The sequence below is a fragment of the Winogradskya humida genome (assembly GCF_016862215.1).
Taxonomy (GTDB): Bacteria; Actinomycetota; Actinomycetes; order Mycobacteriales; family Micromonosporaceae; genus Actinoplanes; species Actinoplanes humidus.
Genome location: NZ_BOMN01000126.1, coordinates 1 through 17,096, shown reverse-complemented (window position 1 = coordinate 17,096; position 17,096 = coordinate 1). Strand labels below are relative to the sequence as shown.

Sequence of the window (17,096 nt, the reverse complement as noted above, 5' to 3'; positions counted from 1 at the left end):
AACTGCCGGGTTTTATGCCCTTTGCGAGGTTAACCCGAGGCTCGGCTCACCGGCGCGCAGAGAAGACGCCTACGATGGTTCGGCAGACCGTCTAGGGGAGCGTTGACCCGTGTCGATTTTCGAAAAAGTCCTCCGCGCAGGCGAAGGCCGCATGGTGCGCCGCCTCAAGGCGATCGCCGAAGCGGTCAACTCGGTTGAGGACGAATACACCGACCTCACCGACGACGAGTTGCGGGAGTGGACCGAACAGTTCAAGCAGCGTTACGCCGACGGCGAGAAACTCGACGACATGCTCGTCGAGGCGTTCGCCGTGGCTCGTGAGGGTGCCCGCCGGGTGCTCGGACAGCGGGCGTATGACGTCCAGCTGATGGGCGGCGCCGCGCTGCACTTCGGCAACATTCCCGAGATGAAGACCGGTGAGGGCAAGACCCTGACCGGTGTGTTCCCCGCCTATCTCAACGCGCTCAGCGGTGACGGCGTACACATCATCACGGTCAACGACTACCTCGCCCAGCGCGACGCCGAGTGGGTGGGCCGTGTGCACTCGTTCCTCGGCCTGACCGTGGGCGTGATCCTGCCCAACCGGCCCGCGGCAGAGCACCGCGCCGCGTATGCGTGCGACATCACCTACGGCACCAACAACGAGTTCGGCTTCGACTTCCTGCGCGACAACATGGCGTGGTCGGCGTCCGAGCTGGTCCAGCGGGGCCACAACTTCTGCATCGTCGACGAGGTCGACTCGATCCTCATCGACGAGGCCCGCACCCCGCTGATCATCTCCGGTCCGGGCGAGCACTCCCAGCGGTGGTACGGCGAGTTCGCCGCCATCGTCAACCGCCTGCAGAAGGGCAAGGAGGGCGAGCTCGACTACGAGGTCGACGAGGCCAAGCGCACCGTCGCCATCACCGAGCGCGGCGTCTCCCGCGTCGAGGACCGCCTCGGCATCGACAACCTCTACGAGTCGGTCAACACGCCGCTGGTGGGCTACCTGAACAACGCCATCAAGGCGAAGGAGCTCTACAAGCGCGACAAGGACTACATCGTCGACGACAACGGCGAGGTCCTGATCGTCGACGAGTTCACCGGCCGCATCCTGCACGGGCGCCGCTACAACGAGGGCATGCACCAGGCCATCGAGGCGAAGGAGGGCGTGGAGGTCAAGCAGGAGAACCAGACCCTCGCGACCATCACGCTGCAGAACTACTTCCGCCTCTACAGCAAGCTCGGCGGCATGACCGGTACGGCGCAGACCGAGGCCGGCGAGTTCAACCAGGTCTACAAGGTCGGCGTCGTGAGCATCCCGACGCACCGCCCGATGATCCGCCTCGATCACCCGGACGTCATCTACAAGACCGAGAAGGCCAAGTTCAACGCGGTCATCGAGGACATCGCCGAGCGGCACGCCACCGGCCAGCCGGTGCTCGTCGGCACGGTCTCGGTCGAGAATTCCGAGATCCTCTCGACCCTGCTGCGCCGCCGCGGCATCCCGCACAGCGTGCTGAACGCCAAGTTCCACGCGCAGGAGGCGACGATCATCGCCCAGGCCGGCCGCAAGGGCGGCGTCACGGTCGCCACCAACATGGCCGGCCGTGGCACGGACATCCTGCTCGGCGGCAACCCCGAGTTCCTGGCCGCGGCCGAGCTGCACCAGCGCGGCCTCGACCCGGTCGAGAGCCCCGAGGAGTACGCCAAGGCGCTCGAAGAGGTCATGCCGTCGGTCAAGGAAGCCTGCGAGACCGAGGCCGCCGAGGTCATCGGCGCCGGCGGTCTCTACGTCCTCGGCACCGAGCGGCACGACTCCCGCCGCATCGACAACCAGCTCCGCGGCCGCTCCGGCCGCCAGGGCGACCCGGGCGAGTCCCGGTTCTACCTGTCGCTGCAGGACGACCTGATGAAGCGGTTCCGCGCCGGCGCGGTCGAAGCGGTCATGGAGCGCTTCAACATCCCGGAGGACGTCCCCATCGAGTCGAAGATGGTGACCCGCCAGATCCGCAGTGCCCAGACCCAGATCGAGGCCCAGAACGCCGAGATCCGCAAGAACGTCCTGAAGTACGACGAGGTGCTTAACAAGCAGCGCCAGGTCATCTACGCCGAGCGCAAGCGCGTCCTCGACGGTGAGGACATGCACGACCAGGCCCAGCACATGATCGACGACACGGCCGCCGAATACGTCCGCGCCGCCACCTCCGACGGCTACGCGGAGGACTGGGACCTCGACCAGCTCTGGACCAACCTCAAGCGCCTCTTCCCGCTGAGCCTCACCATCGACGACGTCATCGAGCAGTCCGGCGGCGAACGTTCCGCCATCGACCAGGAATGGCTCATCGAGCGCATCAAGGAAGAAGCCCAAGCGGCCTACCAGGCCCGCGAGGACGAACTCGGCGAGGAAGCCGTCCGCGAGCTCGAACGCCAGGTCCTCCTCGCGGTCATCGACCGCAAGTGGCGCGAACACCTCTACGAGATGGACTACCTGCAGGAAGGCATCAGCCTGCGGGCCTACGCCCAGCGCGACCCGGTCGTCGAGTACCAGCGCGAGGGCTTCGACATGTTCAACCAGATGATGGAAGGTATCAAGGAGGAAGCGGTCGGCTTCCTCTTCAACCTCGAAGTCCAGGTCGAAGAAGCCCCCACCGTCACCCTCGACCCGACCCAGGCCGTCGCCATGCCCCGCGCCAACGAGCCGGAGCAGCACGTCGAGGTCCGCGCCAAGGGCCTCGGCGGCCCCGACCGCCGCCCCCAGCAACTCCAATACACAGCCCCCACCATCGACGGCGAAGCCGGCGCCGGCGCCCCCCAGATCCAACAGGACCCGGAACAGCAGGCCCCAGCCCTCGGCATCGGCACCGCCCCGGTCATCCCGGCCAGCCCCGCCCACACCGGCGCCCACCGCCAGACCCAGAACCGCACCTCAGGCCAGGCAGAGGCCAGCAACGGCCCCTCCCGCAACGCCCCCTGCTACTGCGGCTCCGGCAAAAAGTACAAGCGCTGCCACGGAGCCCCGAGCTAATCCTCACCAGCTCCCACCGAACGGCCCTCACGCCCGCCCCCGCGGCGGCACGTGGGGGCCGTTTCGCATCGGTGGGGCCGGGCTTTGGTTGATAGGGCGCTGTGGGCAGGGCTGTGTTGCCGGGCTATGGGGTCGTGCTCTGGGGGTAAGGCTTCGTGGGTTGGGCGCTTTGGGCCGGGCTTTGTTGTCGGGCTATGGCGTAGTGCTCCGTGGGTGAGGCTTCGTGGGTGAGGCTTCGTGGGTTGGGCTTCGTGGGTTGGGCTTCGTAGGGAACCCGGGTTTGTCGGTTGAGCGCTGGGGCCGAGCCGGCCCGGGCCCAGGCCGGGTCCGTGGGCTGGGTGCCATGGGGTTGGGCCGTGCGTTGGGACCGTGCAGGGCTGGGTCCGTGGGCTGGGTTCCCTGGGTTTGGGGCCGTGGGTTTGGGGCCGTGGGTTTGGGGGCGTGGGTTGGAGCTGCGGGTTGGGGCCTTGTAGGGCGGGTTCCGTGGGCTGGGCTCCCTACGAACTGGGCTCCCTCAAACCTGGGGGCCGTGGGTTGGGGCTGCGGGCTGGGGCCGTGGGTTGGGGCTGCGGGTTGGGGCGGTGTGTTGGGGCTGCGGGTTGGGGCTGCGGGTTGAGGCCTTGAGGGGCAGGCCCTGTAGGCCGGGTTCGCTGGACCGGGTTGCCTGGGTCGGGCTCCGCGGCCGTGGTTTAGCCTTCGGTCTGTGGTGCGCGGGGTGGTCTTCTTCGATGTCGACGGGACACTGGTCCCGCATACCAGCAGTGGGCAGCATCTGGCCGAGTCGCTCGGTCACGCCGGCGTTGTGCGGGAGGCCGAAGCCCGTTATGCGGCCGGGACCCTGAGCAACCAGGAGGTCTCCGTCCTGGACGCCCGCGGATGGGTGACGCGGACTCCCGCCGAAGTGCGCGGCCTCCTGGATTCCCTGCCGCTTGTCGACGGCATCGCGGAGACCGTCGACTGGTGTCGTCAGCAGGACCTGGCTCCGGTGCTGGCCACGTTGGCGTGGGACGCCGTGGGTGTCTATCTGTGCGGGCGTTTCGGCTTCGACCGTGCGAGCGGCCCGCGGCTGGAGGTCATCGGCGGCCGCTACACCGGTGAGGTCGCCGAGCACTTCGATGAGCTGGACAAACGGGACTTCGCGGTGGGCGTCGCCGCCGAGCTGGGCGTGGACCCGGCGCAGTGTGCTGCCATCGGTGACAGCCGTTCGGACCTGCCTCTCTTCGCCGAGGTGGGAATGGCGATAGCCTTCAACGCAAGCCCCCCGGCCCGCACCGCCGCCCACGCGGCAACGGACGGAACCGACCTCCGAGCGGTCCTGCCCCTCCTCACCACCTGGTTGAACGCTCCCCGACCCTCTCGCTGAGCTCGCCCACCGCCAGCCGGGTTGAGCACGCTCACGCCCGCCGATCCAAGCGCCGGCACCGTAGCTCTATGGCCGCCGCGGTCGCGGGTTGAGCGGCCCACGCTCGCCGGGGTTGAGCGTGCCCTCCGTTCGCACGGGTTGAGTGGGCCCCAGCAGCGCAGGCTGAACGCGCCCACTGCCGTGCTCACGCCAGCGTGGGGCTGAACGTGCTCACGCCCGCGTAGGGCTGAACGTGCTCACGCCAGCGTGGGGCTGAACGTGCTCACGCCCGCGTATGGCTGAACCGGCTCACGTCAGCGCGGGTGGGGTGTGGGGGTGAGGCCCGGGACGGCCGCCGCCTGTGGTGCTCAACAGACGCCCCGGGGGTTGACGGCGTGGGGTGGTCAGACGAGGCGCATGGTGGTTGCCAGCCAGCGGTTGGATATGTGTTCGAGGCGGAAGGCGAGGGCCCAGGTTCGTTCGGGGGCGACCAGGACCACTGCCGCTTCGATGGCTGACGGGTGGGGTTCGCAGGTGGCCATGTGGACCATTGCCACCGGGGACGGGGGCCTGCGGCGTTGGGACTGGTAGGCGTCCTGGCGGTCTGCGGCCACTCGCTGTGCTGCGATCAGGGCCTGGGCTATCACCGTCGGGGCCTCTCTGGGCTGGGCGAGTTTCTGCAGGTGCGCCGCGGGGCGGTAGCCGTTGACCACCTCGACGCAGGAATTTGCGAAATGGTGGACTGCCGCTTCGGCTTCTGTCGGGGTGGAGGGGAGGGGCAGTCGCCGCGCCGGGACTGCTGTGGAGGGTTGCTGCCGGGTGGCGAGAGCGAGAGGGGCGGCACCGAGGCGTGTCGGGGCGGGCTCCAGCGCGGGCGGTCCGAATTCGGCCTCAAGCTCAGCCGCACTGAGGCCGCGAGAGACACCAGACCTGGGGCCGGGAGTAGGCCGCGGACCGGGACCGGAAGTAGGACGCGGACCGGGACCGGAGGTAGGACGCGGACCGGGAGTAGGACGCGGGCTGAGACCGGCAGAAAGACCAGGGCTGAGACCGGGAGACGGATCAGGGCTGACGCCGGGAGAAGGATCAGGGCGAAGATCCGCAGGAGAAAAATCGGGAGAAGAATCCGGCGCGGGTTCCACCGAAGAAGAGTCACGCCAGGGATTCCCGGAAGGAAAGCCCGGCCTGAGCTCCGCAGAAGGAAACCCACGGTGGGGATCCCCAGGAGAAGCGGCGGAAGGGGGATCGCCGGGAGAAGAGCTGGCCGGATCGAAGGGTGGGTCGGCGGCGTAAGCCCGGCGCAGGTGTATTCCCGGCGTTGGTCCCATTTGTGCCAGCTCAGCGATCGACACGTTGCACCCCGATCCTTCGGTTTGCCTTCGTTTGCCTACGGCTACGAGTGTCGGGGTGCGCGCGGCGACCGGTCAATGCCACTTTCAGAACCTGTGGATAACCCCGTGGATAACTATGGGAGGGGGGAGACGCGGGCTCAGTCGGTGAGCGGGTTGTCCTGCACCCATTCGGCCGTCTCGGCGTACTTCTGCTCGATGTATTCCTCGAGCTTGGCGCGTTCCACGCGCCACTGACCCCGGCCACCGACCTTGATCGCGGGGAGTTCACCGCTGCGGACCATGTGGTAGACCTGCGAGTCCGAGACGTTCAGCTCGGTGGCGACGTCCGAGAGCAGCAGGAACCTCGGCTCCGTGCGCTTCTCGTCGGACCCGTCGCTCATGAGCATTAGTTTGCCATCGTTTGACTCAGGTGAGGTCCCCTGAGGAGAGGGCGCGCCCCGGCATTGGGCTGGAATATACGACGCTCGTCGTCACGGCGCCCAGGCCCGCGATCCGGCCGGTGACCTCTTCCAGATGGCGCATCGAGCGGGTCAGGACCTTCAGGATGAAACAGTCATCGCCCGTCACGTGGTGGGCCTCGACGATCTCGGGTGTGGTGTCCAGCAGGGCGTGGAACGGCTTGTAGTTGCCGGTCGGGTAGCGCAGCCGGACGAAGGCCATCACGTCGAAGCCGATCCGCGAAGGGTCCAGCGAAGCCCGGTAGCCCGCGATCACTCCGGTCTCCTCGAGACGGCGGACCCGTTCGGCCACGGCGCTGGGTGACATCGCCACGGCTCGGGCGAGCTCGGCGAACGTGGCACGGCCGTCGCGTTGCAGTTCGGCGAGCAAGCGCCAGTCCGTACGGTCCAGTGCGGTTTCAACGGTCATCGGCGGAAACTACCGTGGATGCGGGGGTAAAAGCAGCTCAGCGCCGTGGAGCCGGGATGTTGATCACACGGCGGCGAAAATAGCGTTGAGGGCATGAGAACAGCAGCGGAGATCTTCGCCGAACGCCTTGCCACGCAGACCGACGTGGCCGATGTCCGCAACGCCGAGCCGGGCAGCTTCGTGCTGGTCGACTCGCGTTCGAAGCAGGCCTGGGACCAGGGGCATCTGCCCGGTGCGGTGCACATGCCGACCACGGAGATCGCGGGCCGGGCCCATGAGATCGAAGGGGCGGTAGTCACGTACTGCTGGGGGCCGGGGTGCAACGGTGCCACCCGGGCCGCGTTGGAGTTCGCCAAGCTCGGCTATGCGGTCCGCGAGATGCTCGGTGGCGTCGAGTATTGGATCCGGGAAGGCTTTCCGCTGCGTACGCCCACCGGCGACGTCACCCGTATTCCGGACCCGCTGACCGCCCCTGCCACGGACGCCTGCGGTTGCTGATGAGATAAAGGGGAGCAACCACGACGTCGGGGAGACAAACAGTGCCGATCACCGAGCAGGTCCGGGTCTACGTGCCGGCCACCGTGCCCCTGCTGGCCATGCTCAAGGAGTCCGGCCAGCTTCCCGTCACGGAGGGCCACACGGTCACCCCGGGGCTGCGCGAGTGGTACGCGGAGGGCGACGAGGAAGAGCTCGAGTACGTCGCTTTCACCCGCGCTGCCCAGGCCGCCCTGCAGCTGTTGCGCCACGACCCGAAGGCTCCGAGCCGGCGGGTCGTGGTCTCCGCCGACGTCCTGGCGAGCGCCCTCGTGCGGGAGGACAACGAGCTGGGGTCGAGCGCGGTGACGCTGCCGCAGCCGCTCTCCATCAAGTCCGTCGCCGCGATCCACGTGGACAGTGCCGACGCCGCCGAGCAGGTCGCCGCCGCGGCTGAGGTGGTGCTGGAGGCGCTGGCCGGTGACCCCGACGCCCAGTTCACAGTCGACGGCGCCGAGGATCACGAGCTTGAGTGGTACGCGGTGACGGAGCTCGACGAACTCCTCTGACCACTACTCCGCGCGGGCGGCTTCCTCGATCTGGTCAGCGTCGGTGGTCGAGGAGGCGGGCGCCGTGACGGGAGCGGCCCGCCGGGACGGCCTGGGTGCGGGCTCGACGTCGGCGGGGGAGCTGAGGGTGCGCCCGAAGGCCACGATGGCCGTGAACGCGCCGACGAAGAGCACCATCAACGCATTGTTGAGCCGGGTCCCGCTCAGCATGGTCTGGATCGTGGAGTCCAGCACGCTCACCCGTCCAGCGAGATCGAACACCCGCGCACCTGCCGTGCGTACGAGAATCTCTCCCAGAACCAGGAGCAGGCCGGGCCCGGCGCCCGCAAGTCCGAAGAGCGGCCACCGCAGGTCTGTGTCCTTGCGCAGCAGGCGGTAGGTGATCAGGCCGGCGGCCAGGCCACCGAGAATGCCCTGCGCATAGCCCCAGTAGTTGGCCGCGTTGGCCTGTGACGCCGAACTGCTGCCCGCGCCGAAGACCGGCAGCAGGTCGTCCTGCAGGAACGCCAGCACCATGCCGACCAGGAAGACGGCGATCGCGGCCCAGCTGACAGCCGCGGTGACCCGCGGGCGGGGGAGCCCGGCCAGCGCGCCACCGATGGTCGCGGCCGCTGCGATCGTGCCGCCCGTGACCGCGTAGATCCAGCCCTCGGTGTTGATCGTGATGATGGCGAGCGCGCCGAGGCCACCGATGATCACGCCGCTGCCGGTGGAGATCACGAAGCGCACGGTGGTGCCGACCTCACGGCCGCTGCGCGACACCAGGGTCAGGACGGCCAGGCCGACTGCCGCGCCGGCGACGAGCATCGCGGAGACCGTGCCGGGCATCGCGTACGCCGTGGAGGTGACCTCGATTTCGGCGTCTGTCTGACCGGTGATCGAGACCCGGGCGGACACGAGCATCCCGGCCGCCCACAGCAATCCCATGAACGCCAGAGAGAGCGCGGAGAGGATGCCCCGCGAAGGAGAAGGCATGGCCAAAGGGTACGCGGGCCGCCGCTGCGGGCTAGGTGGAGGCGGCGGCGAGTCCTAGATGGGCGGATTGTCCCTAAAGTCGTTTCTTCAGAAATTTCGCGTCACAGTCAGCGCGGCGATCCGCCAGTTTTGAAGCGGTTCCAGACTTCGAGCGCCGTCTGACCGATTTCGCGCTCCATTTTACCCCCAGAGACTCGTTCACAACGGCAAAACGCCCGGTCACGACCCTCGTGGTCGGACTGTCTGTGCGGGACAGTCGTATGTGGAGACGCAAATTGGACGGATCGGGCGAAATCCTGGACGCCGCAGCGACAAAGTGGCAGCTTAGAAGGCATGCCCGACTCTCAAATCAACCCTACGGCTGCCGCTCTGCTCGGTCTGCTCCACGACGGGCCGATGACCGGCGGACAGCTCATGGCGGCTGCCGAACGCCGCCTCGGGCCTTACTGGTCGATGACGCGGAGCCAGGTCTACCGCGAATTGCCGGTCCTGGCCGAGATGGGATACGTCCGCCTCGGCAAGCCAGGACCGCGGTCCAGCCAGCCCTACGCCATCACCGCCCCCGGCAAACGTGCTTTCAGCCGGTGGCTCGCCGAGTCTCCCGGCCGTGACGCGATCCGTAACCCGGTCGCATTGCGCGTCGCATTCGGTCAGCAGCACGCGGGCGGCCAGCTGAAGACGCTCTACACCGGTGCCAACGAGTATCACTCCGAGGCCCTGGCGATGGCGCGCGAGCAGGCCAAAGAGGCCAAGAAGGCCGGCGATCAGTACGGTGCCGCGGCTCTCGAGTTCGCGGTCGCGTACCACAAGGCGGCTCTGACCTGGCTCAAGGCCGCACCTGCGGAGTGATGACGGAATTACGCAGCATGGGCCGCCCGGCCGCAACAGCGGCCGGGCGGCGTATTCTTAACAGTCGTGAGTGCAGCCGACTTTCCTGACCAGCTCAAGGCGCTCGACGCCACCCTCCGCAATATCGAGAACGTGCTCGACCTCGACAGGCTGCGGCGGGAGCGTGCTGAGCTCGAGGAGCAGGCCTCCGCCCCCGACCTGTGGGACGACCAGGCCCGTGCCCAGGAGGTCAACTCCAAGCTTTCGTACGCCGCCAGCGAGATCTCGAAGATGGAATCGCTGCGCAGTCGCCTCGACGACGCCGCCCTGCTGCTCGAGATGGCGCAGGCCGAGAGTGACGAAGGCTCCGTCAACGAGGTCGGCGCCGAGATCCTGAGCCTGCAGAAGGCCATCGACGCGCAAGAGGTCCGCACCCTGCTCTCCGGCGAGTACGACTCCCGGGAGGCCGTGGTCGCCATCCGCGCCGGTGCCGGTGGCGTTGACGCCGCCGACTTCGCCGAGATGCTCCTGCGGATGTATCTGCGGTGGGCTGAGCGCCACGGCTACCCCACGGAGGTCTACGACACCTCCTACGCCGAGGAGGCGGGCCTCAAGTCCGCCACGTTCGCGGTCAAGGTGCCCTACGCGTTCGGCACGCTCAGCGTCGAGTCCGGCACCCACCGCCTGGTCCGGATCAGCCCGTTCGACAACCAGGGCCGCCGCCAGACGAGCTTCGCCGGCGTCGAGGTAATGCCCGTAGTGGCACAGACCGACCACATCGACATTCCGGAGAACGAGATCCGGACCGACGTCTACCGTTCGTCGGGGCCTGGTGGACAGAGCGTTAACACCACGGACTCCGCCGTGCGCCTCACGCACATTCCGACGGGCATCGTCGTGACGTGTCAGAACGAGAAGTCGCAGCTTCAGAACAAGGCATCGGCGATGCGGGTGCTGCAGGCCCGGCTGCTCGAGCGCAAGCGCCAGGAGGAGGAGGCCAAGATGGCCGGCCTCAAGCAGGACACCACCGGATCGTGGGGTGACCAGATGCGTTCGTACGTCCTGCACCCCTACCAGATGGTCAAGGATCTGCGCACTGAGCAGGAGACCGGCAACCCGCCGTCGGTTTTTGACGGCCACATCGACGAATTCATCGAGGCCGGCATCCGGTGGCGTAAGCAGACCCAGATCGCCGGCTGAGCGCGTCAGTGCTCTGTCGTCCGATAGGGGCGACACGCCGTCTGAACGAAGAGTCAGACGGCGCTCACGCCGCGTGCGGATCTTGCCGGGAGAAGTGCAAAAGACGGTGACCGCTGGGCTTGGAGTTTTCGTTACACCGCGTAGACTCTCCACCCGTGATTCAGCTCGAGAACGTGACGAAGACGTATCCAAAGGCGTCGCGGCCGTCGTTGGACGACGTCAGCGTCGGTATCGACAAGGGTGAGTTCGTTTTCTTCATCGGTCCCTCCGGGTCCGGGAAGTCGACGATCATCAAGCTGCTGCTGCACGAGGTGGCTCCCACCAGGGGCAAGGTCGTGGTGAACGCCAAGGACGTCACCACGCTGCGGTCGTGGAAGGTCCCGCACTTCCGTCGCTCGATCGGCTGCGTGTTCCAGGACTTCCGGCTCCTGCCGAACCGCACCGCGTACGAGAATGTCGCTTTCGCCCTGGAAGTGATCGGTAAGACCAAGGCTGTCGCCCGGCGGGTCGTTCCCGAGGTGCTCGAGCTCGTCGGTCTCGGCGGCAAGGAGCACCGTTACCCGCACGAGCTCTCCGGCGGTGAGCAGCAGCGTGTCGCCGTGGCCCGGGCCTTCGTGAACCGGCCGCTGATCCTGCTGGCGGACGAGCCCACAGGCAACCTGGACCCCGACACGTCCATCGAGATCATGCGGCTGCTGGACCGGATCAACCGGACCGGCACGACGGTCGTGATGGTCACGCACGACTCCAACATCGTCAACCAGATGCGCCGGCGGGTCATCGAGATCGAGAGTGGTCGCATCGTCCGCGACCAGGCCCGCGGCGTCTACGGCTGAGTCCGGGCCCCGCGCCCTACCTTGCACACCTTGATCGAAGAACGCGGAGTCCCGGAAGGAACCCCCGATGCAGCGCGCCAAATACATCCTCAACGAGGTGCTGGTCGGCCTCTGGCGAAACGTCACCATGACGGTCGCCATGATCATCACTCTCTCGGTGTCGCTCACGATGCTCGGCGCCAGCGTGCTGATGTACATGCAGGTCGACCAGATGAAGAGCTTCTACTACGGCGAGATCGAGGTCTCGATCTTCCTCCGGGACGACGTCACCGAGGCGCAGCGCGCGGCGATCGACCAGTCGATCGACAGCAACCCGCTCGTGCAGTCGAAGACCTACGAGAGCCGTGAAGACGCCCTGGCCAAGTTCAAGGTCCTCTGGCGCGACTCGCCCGACTTCGTGAAGTCGGTCGGCCCGGACAGCCTCCCCGAATCGTTCCGGGTGAAGCTCAAGGACCCCGAGCAGTACTCCACGTTCGCCGACCAGATCAAGGGTCAGCAGGGCATCCAGGACATCGTCGACCAGCGTGAGCTGCTCGAGAAGGTCTTCAAGATCTTCAACGCGATCCAGGTGATGGCACTGATCGTGGCCGGCTTCATGGCGCTGGCGGCGTTGCTCCTGGTGGGTAACACCATCCAGGTCGCGGCGTACAGCAAGCGCCGGGAAGTCGCGGTCATGAAACTCGTCGGCGCGTCCAACTGGTTCATCCAGGCGCCCTTCGTGCTCGAGGCGGTGGTCGCCGGTCTGATCGGCGCGATCCTGGGCTTTGTGTTCATCTTCGTCGGCAAGGTCACGCTCCTCGACGGCCGATTGCAGGCCCTGACGAACGTGCTCACCCCGATCCCCGACGGCAACGTGTGGTTGATGCTGCCTCTGCTCGCCGGTGTCGGTGCCCTGGTCAGCGCGATCACAGCGTGGGTCACCCTGCGCTTCTACCTCAAGGTCTAAGGCTCCCAGGGCCGAATCACAGTCAAGATCGCCGCGCATTCCGTACGCAGGATGCGCGGCGATTACTGTTTGGGCGGTTTTGACTGATAGTTACGAAGAGTCGTAGTACGGTGACTTTTCGTGGGGTCCAAACAGCGACATAGCCGGCTGCGTGCCACGCTGGTTCTCTGTCTCAGCGTGCTCTGCCTTGCCGCACCGGCCGTGTCCGCACCCGGCACCGCGTGGGCCGACCCGTCGGATGACGCGAAACGAGCGTCGAAGGCCGTGGACCGGGCGGAGGCCATCCTCGAGGACGCCACCGTGACCGCCCGCAACGCCGCCCGCCGTCTCGAAGCGGCGACAGCCGCGCTACCCGCAGCCCAGGAGAAGGTGGCCACCTCCCGGGGGGTTGTGGTCGCCGCCTCCGTGCAGGCCGCTACAGCCCGGCGCAAGGCGGACGCGGCCCAGGCGGCGTTCGAGGTCACCGCCGCGAGCTTCCAGGCCGCGCAGGATCAGGTCGACCAGGCCCGCGAACGCGTCAACGAGATCGCCTCGGCCACGTACATGGGTGGCAACTTCGCCGCCATCAACGTCCTCGTCGACGCCACCGGACCCCAGGACGCCATGGACCGGCTCGACCTCGTCGGCCAGGTCATGCAGAAACAGCAGGAAGGCGTCGACCAGTTCATGGCGGCGCGGCGCTCCGCGCGTACCGAACAGGACAAGGCCGGACTCGCCAAGCGCACCGCCGAGGACGCCGAGCGTGAGGCAACCGCCAAGCTGAACGCCGCACGGGCCGCCCAGAAGGCTGCGGAGCAGGCCCGGGCCGCAGTGGTCCACCTGACCCAGAGCCGCAAGGACGCCCTGCACGTCGCTCGCTCGCAGCGCTCTGCCGTCCTCGCGAAATACGAACAGGCCAAGGCCGAGGAGGCCCGGATCCAGAACGCGCTCCGCGGCTGGGACGACCGCAACGGCGGCGGCGCGGCCTACTCCGGTGGCGCCCTGCTCATGCCCGTGCACGGCTGGAAGACCAGCGACTTCGGCTCCCGCTACGACCCGTACTACCACGTCTACCAGTTACACGCGGGTACAGACATAGCGGCACCGGGCGGCACACCCATCCACGCTGCAGCGAGCGGAACCGTCATCCGGGCCGGCTGGAACGGCGGCTACGGCAACTACACGTGCCTCAGCCACGGCAAGGGCTTCTCCACCTGCTACGGCCACCAATCCAAAATTATGGTCTACCCCGGAGAGTACGTCCGCCGCGGCGAGGTCATCGGCAAGGTGGGCACCACAGGGGCGTCCACGGGGTACCACCTGCACTTCGAGACGCGCTTCTACGGCGTACCGAAGAATCCGCTCAAATATCTGCCGAGCTGTTTCTGTTAGCGCAACGGTAAGATTGTGGGGCCTGGCCGGATGGTCAGGCCCTTTTCTTGTATTGGGAGTGACACCATGCCGCGCGAACAGGGGCGCAAGGTCGTGGCCTCGAACCGTAAGGCGCGGCACGACTACTCGATCCTCGACACCTACGAGGCGGGTATGCAGCTGACCGGCACCGAGGTCAAGTCGCTGCGCGCCGGCCGCGCGTCGCTCGTCGACGCGTTCGGCCACGAGAACAACGGTGAGATCTTCCTGCACGGGATGCACATCCCCGAATACACGCAGGGCACCTGGACCAACCACGAGCCACGCCGCGTCCGCAAACTCCTCCTGCACCGCGAGGAGATCGCCAAGATGATGGGCAAGCTCCGCGACGACGGCGTCACCCTCGTCCCGCTCCAGGTCTACTTCGACAATGGGTACGCCAAAGTCGAACTCGGCCTCGCCAAGGGCAAGAAGTCCTACGACAAACGCCAGGACCTCGCCAGCCGCGACGCCCAGAAAGAGATCAACAAGGCCATGGGCCGCCGTAGCAAAGGCATGGACTGACAGGTAACCTCCCCGCGGCATCGATCAACCGCGCGAAGGGACCGCCGTTGCCCGGCAAGCACCAAGTCCGAGTTCTTCGCCTCCCCCGCTACTCCCTGACCACGGCCGCCGCACTCCTGCTGGTGCTGCTGGTCGGGTGGGTAGCGGTCCGGGCGGCAGGCCCCAGCCACCACAGCGGCCCCCGCCTCGTGGTGCCCTCCACCTCAGTGGTCCCGGCAGCGCTGGTAGTGCCGTCCCCGTCTTCCTCGGTTTCCCCCTCCGCGCCGCCGTCCGCTTCTCCCTCTCGTTCAGCGTCGCCCTCGCCCACGTCCTCCCCGTCCGCGTCGCCGTCTCCGTCCCGATCCCGGTCTGTGCCGGTCTCGTCGTCGCCCACCCCGGCTGTGACCACCACCACCCCGCCGCCGGCCGCCGTCTTGAGCGCGCGCTACCGGACCACCGCGAGCTGGGACACGGGCTTCATCGGCTACCTCCAGGTCACCAACAACGGCGACACCTCCGTCGACTGGGCCGTCAGTGTGACGTTCGCCGCAAGCGCCGGCGTCAACATCACCAACACCTGGAACGCCCAGCTCACCGGCGCCACCTTCACCGGCGGAGCCCTCGCCCCCGGCGCCACAGCCACCTTCGGCTTCTCCGCAAACAAGCAGGTCAAGGGCAAGGTCGCGCCCGCCAGCTGCACCGCCCGAGGGACATCCTGCAAGTTCGGCTGAATACCGGAATGAAGTCCTGGGCGGGACGCGTTAGTCTTGTGTGGCTGCCGCTGTTCGCGGTGGCCCTACAAGGGGGTGACTGGTTTCGACTTCGTACGTGGAGACAGGGGAAGCGAGCCGAGGAAGCCGACGTCGTCTCGAGAATCGGTCGTCGGAAAACAACAAGCGCCAATTCAAAGCGCACCGAGTTCGCCCTCGCCGCCTGAGCGAGTGCTAACTCTGTCGGACTGAGCACACCTCCGGCTCAGAACTCCGGCATCAGCTAGGAGGTTGGCCAACAGGTCCCGGTCGCGGGGACCTTGCGGCGAGATTAATCAGCGACTGGGCCCGTCACACCAACTTGCTCACGTGAGCGGTGGGGCCGAGTAGAGGCATAGTGAGCTGCGCTCGGAGAAGCCCTGACAAAACAACGAAGGACCCGGGTTCGATTCCCGGCACCTCCACTGCCTGACGGCCCCCTGTTCGCGGAAAGCGCGAACAGGGGGCCGTTTCGGTATGTCTGCTCCGGGGGCCGAGCCCCCGGACGCCCCGCGGTGCGGGGGCGGTCGGGTGGGATGGTCGCGGTGGGGGTTCGCTGCTTGGTGGCTACGGGTGGCGACGGTGGCGGTCGATCAGCTGTCCGTCCTTGCCGTAGAAGAAACGCCAGCCGTTCGTTTCGGGGTGCTGGCGTCCGGGGTTCAGGGCGCGGACTGTTGCCACTGCTGCTTGACTCGGCGACTTATATGTGCGAATCAGCTCGGCCTTCGGTGCGGCTGTAAGCCGGACGTTCTCGGTCCTGAGGTCCAGGTAGCCGGACACCTCGTGGCCGCGATACGTCACCACGATCGCGATCTCGTCGCCCTCGGCGTGTTCGGGCTCAGCGGCGGTTGGAACTGGTGGGTCGGTAGGCACGCCGACGGCGCGATCCACGGCCTCTGACAGCGAAATCTTTGCAATGTCAGCGGCGAATGTGAGCCTCGCGTGCGCCTCGTCACTCACCTCAATGGTCTTCACTTTACTCCCTCTCACTCCCTATAGGTAGATAATAGATCTCTGATGTAAGCTGTCAAGTACGCTGTGAGCTCTTGTCTGCCCTAGCTGGAGCACGGTCGGGGGCCGCTGTGGTGGCCGGCCAGCGTGACGCGCCAGATGTACTAACGTCTAGATGGTGAAGGAGCAGCCCCAGGTGTACGAGCCCATGACTCTCGCCCAGCTCGGGGTGCTGCTGACCGGCGCTGTTGACTCGCTTCGGTGGCGCCTGGTTGCCGAGTTCCTGGAGGAGTACGGGTGGGAGCCCGGCGAGTCGCGGTCGAGGCTCCTCGTCGATGAGCCGATAAGTACCGGCGACGAGCACTGGGACGTGTTTCTGGCTGCTCTGGCCGAGCACGTGGCAGCCCGCGACGGGCGCGATGGCCCTACGTGGGCCGGGTCCAGGTCTTTACGGCGGTTCTGGTTCCCGTTCAATGGGCGTGCGGCGAGGGTCGATGCGGTGGTCAACGCGCCGGCGTCGTTCCGCCGTCGCGGCGTTTTCGTCGCGCGCCAAGAGCTGGAAGTGGCATGACCAGCGACGGAGTGTTGCTCGATCGACGCGCAATCGAGGACGCGTTCCGGCGGCTAGGTGATCGGCTGGTACGTCGGGGCGTAGTTGCCGATCTCTATATCTTCGGTGGCGCAGCGATGTCATTGGTTTACGACAGCCGCCGCGCTACTCGCGACATCGACGCTGTCTTTCAGCCACATGGTGTCGTAATTGAGGAGGCGCGCGCCGTAGCGGACGAGTTGGGCCTGCCTCAATGGTGGCTGAACGAGCAGGCGAGCGTGTACATAGCACCAGGGGGTGACAGTGCTGCCTCCAGAGTCTTCGACCACCCCGGTTTGCGGGTCTCAGCCGCCTCGCCGGAGCACCTGTTGGCGATGAAGGTGTTGGCGGGCCGTCGCCGGGACGCCGACGACGTCAAGGTACTGGTGGCGCACCTTGAATTCACCTCGGTCGCGCAGGTATTGGCATTGTGCGCCGATGTTTTTCCGGAGGAAGAGGTCCCGCCGAGGGCTAGGCTAATTCTCGAAGGAATCTTCGACGACGAGCAGTCCTGAGTC

At 67.0% G+C, this 17,096-nt stretch carries 17 protein-coding genes, 1 other RNA gene and 2 pseudogenes; 15 read left to right on the top strand and 5 right to left on the bottom strand.

The genetic code is table 11. The features are described 5' to 3' along the window. Nucleotides 1-109 precede the first annotated feature (109 nt). The 3 genes and pseudogenes from secA to Ahu01nite_RS43460 all read left to right on the top strand — a co-directional run. A pseudogene (secA, locus tag Ahu01nite_RS43465) lies at nucleotides 110-2,860 on the top strand (preprotein translocase subunit SecA); the annotation flags it as partial. Nucleotides 2,861-2,908: 48 nt separating this feature from the next. Continuing rightward, nucleotides 2,909-3,007, top strand: a pseudogene (locus Ahu01nite_RS52105) (SEC-C metal-binding domain-containing protein); the annotation flags it as partial. A 703-nt stretch (nucleotides 3,008-3,710) separates the two neighbouring features. Then, nucleotides 3,711-4,370 carry an HAD family hydrolase gene (locus tag Ahu01nite_RS43460; protein WP_239159615.1) on the top strand — a complete coding sequence of 220 codons (660 nt, stop codon included), beginning with the start codon at nucleotides 3,711-3,713 and terminating at the stop codon, nucleotides 4,368-4,370. 383 nt (nucleotides 4,371-4,753) lie between these two features. Here Ahu01nite_RS43460 and Ahu01nite_RS52100 read toward each other — a convergent pair whose 3' ends face one another. The 3 genes from Ahu01nite_RS52100 to Ahu01nite_RS43445 form a co-directional block, all read right to left on the bottom strand. Beyond that, nucleotides 4,754-5,677, bottom strand: a complete 924-nt coding sequence (locus Ahu01nite_RS52100) for an Rv3235 family protein (protein ID WP_239159614.1) — start codon at nucleotides 5,675-5,677, stop codon at nucleotides 4,754-4,756. Between the two features lie 161 nt (nucleotides 5,678-5,838). Next, nucleotides 5,839-6,081: a helix-turn-helix transcriptional regulator gene (locus Ahu01nite_RS43450; protein WP_203842631.1), complete on the bottom strand. Its 243-nt coding sequence runs from the start codon at nucleotides 6,079-6,081 to the stop codon at nucleotides 5,839-5,841. Nucleotides 6,082-6,106: 25 nt separating this feature from the next. Further along, a complete protein-coding gene (locus Ahu01nite_RS43445; RefSeq protein WP_203842630.1) occupies nucleotides 6,107-6,568 on the bottom strand; it encodes an Lrp/AsnC family transcriptional regulator in 462 nt (153 codons plus the stop codon). 93 nt (nucleotides 6,569-6,661) lie between these two features. Here Ahu01nite_RS43445 and Ahu01nite_RS43440 point away from each other — a divergent pair, with 93 nt between their 5' ends. Further along, nucleotides 6,662-7,066 carry a rhodanese-like domain-containing protein gene (locus Ahu01nite_RS43440; protein WP_203842629.1) on the top strand — a complete coding sequence of 135 codons (405 nt, stop codon included), beginning with the start codon at nucleotides 6,662-6,664 and terminating at the stop codon, nucleotides 7,064-7,066. A gap of 41 nt (nucleotides 7,067-7,107) precedes the next feature. Then, nucleotides 7,108-7,611, top strand: a complete 504-nt coding sequence (locus Ahu01nite_RS43435) for a DUF6912 family protein (RefSeq protein ID WP_438874865.1) — start codon at nucleotides 7,108-7,110, stop codon at nucleotides 7,609-7,611. Nucleotides 7,612-7,614: 3 nt separating this feature from the next. On the opposite strand, the gene Ahu01nite_RS43430 is transcribed toward Ahu01nite_RS43435, so the two are convergent. Next, the gene (locus Ahu01nite_RS43430; RefSeq protein WP_239159613.1) at nucleotides 7,615-8,586 is read right to left on the bottom strand and encodes a hypothetical protein; all 972 of its coding nucleotides are present in this window, start codon (nucleotides 8,584-8,586) and stop codon (nucleotides 7,615-7,617) included. 333 nt (nucleotides 8,587-8,919) lie between these two features. Between Ahu01nite_RS43430 and Ahu01nite_RS43425 the strand changes: the two genes are divergently transcribed. From Ahu01nite_RS43425 to ssrA, 8 genes are all read left to right on the top strand, one after another. Further along, on the top strand, nucleotides 8,920-9,435 hold the full coding sequence (locus Ahu01nite_RS43425) for a PadR family transcriptional regulator (protein WP_203842628.1): 516 nt from the start codon (nucleotides 8,920-8,922) through the stop codon (nucleotides 9,433-9,435). A gap of 66 nt (nucleotides 9,436-9,501) precedes the next feature. After that, nucleotides 9,502-10,614 (top strand): peptide chain release factor 2, encoded by a 1,113-nt coding sequence (gene prfB / locus Ahu01nite_RS43420; RefSeq protein WP_203842627.1) that lies wholly within the window; start codon nucleotides 9,502-9,504, stop codon nucleotides 10,612-10,614. Nucleotides 10,615-10,769: 155 nt separating this feature from the next. After that, entirely contained in the window at nucleotides 10,770-11,450 is a 681-nt protein-coding gene (gene ftsE / locus Ahu01nite_RS43415; protein WP_015619257.1) for a cell division ATP-binding protein FtsE, read from the top strand. 67 nt (nucleotides 11,451-11,517) lie between these two features. Next, nucleotides 11,518-12,396, top strand: a complete 879-nt coding sequence (gene ftsX / locus Ahu01nite_RS43410) for a permease-like cell division protein FtsX (protein ID WP_203842626.1) — start codon at nucleotides 11,518-11,520, stop codon at nucleotides 12,394-12,396. 120 nt (nucleotides 12,397-12,516) lie between these two features. Continuing rightward, complete coding sequence (locus Ahu01nite_RS43405) at nucleotides 12,517-13,767, top strand: M23 family metallopeptidase (RefSeq protein WP_239159612.1); 1,251 nt, start codon at nucleotides 12,517-12,519, stop codon at nucleotides 13,765-13,767. A 66-nt stretch (nucleotides 13,768-13,833) separates the two neighbouring features. Beyond that, entirely contained in the window at nucleotides 13,834-14,310 is a 477-nt protein-coding gene (gene smpB, locus Ahu01nite_RS43400) for an SsrA-binding protein SmpB (protein ID WP_203842625.1), read from the top strand. 350 nt (nucleotides 14,311-14,660) lie between these two features. Then, nucleotides 14,661-15,020 (top strand): cellulose binding domain-containing protein, encoded by a 360-nt coding sequence (locus Ahu01nite_RS43395; RefSeq protein WP_203842624.1) that lies wholly within the window; start codon nucleotides 14,661-14,663, stop codon nucleotides 15,018-15,020. Nucleotides 15,021-15,091: 71 nt separating this feature from the next. Beyond that, nucleotides 15,092-15,466, top strand: a transfer-messenger RNA (tmRNA) gene (ssrA, locus tag Ahu01nite_RS43390). Between the two features lie 139 nt (nucleotides 15,467-15,605). Here the strand turns inward: ssrA and Ahu01nite_RS43385 are convergent. After that, nucleotides 15,606-16,013 carry a hypothetical protein gene (locus Ahu01nite_RS43385; protein ID WP_203842623.1) on the bottom strand — a complete coding sequence of 136 codons (408 nt, stop codon included), beginning with the start codon at nucleotides 16,011-16,013 and terminating at the stop codon, nucleotides 15,606-15,608. Nucleotides 16,014-16,164: 151 nt separating this feature from the next. On the opposite strand from Ahu01nite_RS43385, the gene Ahu01nite_RS43380 reads away from it, so the two are divergent. Both Ahu01nite_RS43380 and Ahu01nite_RS43375 read left to right on the top strand, forming a co-directional pair. Then, on the top strand, nucleotides 16,165-16,560 hold the full coding sequence (locus Ahu01nite_RS43380; RefSeq protein ID WP_203842622.1) for a hypothetical protein: 396 nt from the start codon (nucleotides 16,165-16,167) through the stop codon (nucleotides 16,558-16,560). Beyond that, complete coding sequence (locus Ahu01nite_RS43375) at nucleotides 16,557-17,093, top strand: DUF6036 family nucleotidyltransferase (protein WP_203842621.1); 537 nt, start codon at nucleotides 16,557-16,559, stop codon at nucleotides 17,091-17,093. Before Ahu01nite_RS43380 ends, Ahu01nite_RS43375 begins: the two co-directional genes overlap by 4 nt. The last annotated feature ends 3 nt before the right edge of the window (nucleotides 17,094-17,096 follow it).

Bases quoted from the DNA above. Each gene is read 5' to 3' on its own strand.
- Ahu01nite_RS43450 (WP_203842631.1), bottom strand. From the start codon at position 6,081: ATGAGCGACGGGTCCGACGAGAAGCGCACGGAGCCGAGGTTCCTGCTG.
- Ahu01nite_RS43445 (WP_203842630.1), bottom strand. From the start codon at position 6,568: ATGACCGTTGAAACCGCACTGGACCGTACGGACTGGCGCTTGCTCGCC.
- Ahu01nite_RS43430 (WP_239159613.1), bottom strand. From the start codon at position 8,586: ATGCCTTCTCCTTCGCGGGGCATCCTCTCCGCGCTCTCTCTGGCGTTC.
- Ahu01nite_RS43380 (WP_203842622.1), top strand. From the start codon at position 16,165: ATGGTGAAGGAGCAGCCCCAGGTGTACGAGCCCATGACTCTCGCCCAG.
- Ahu01nite_RS52100 (WP_239159614.1), bottom strand. From the start codon at position 5,677: ATGGGACCAACGCCGGGAATACACCTGCGCCGGGCTTACGCCGCCGAC.
- Ahu01nite_RS43440 (WP_203842629.1), top strand. From the start codon at position 6,662: ATGAGAACAGCAGCGGAGATCTTCGCCGAACGCCTTGCCACGCAGACC.
- Ahu01nite_RS43375 (WP_203842621.1), top strand. From the start codon at position 16,557: ATGACCAGCGACGGAGTGTTGCTCGATCGACGCGCAATCGAGGACGCG.
- smpB (WP_203842625.1), top strand. From the start codon at position 13,834: ATGCCGCGCGAACAGGGGCGCAAGGTCGTGGCCTCGAACCGTAAGGCG.
- Ahu01nite_RS43425 (WP_203842628.1), top strand. From the start codon at position 8,920: ATGCCCGACTCTCAAATCAACCCTACGGCTGCCGCTCTGCTCGGTCTG.
- ftsX (WP_203842626.1), top strand. From the start codon at position 11,518: ATGCAGCGCGCCAAATACATCCTCAACGAGGTGCTGGTCGGCCTCTGG.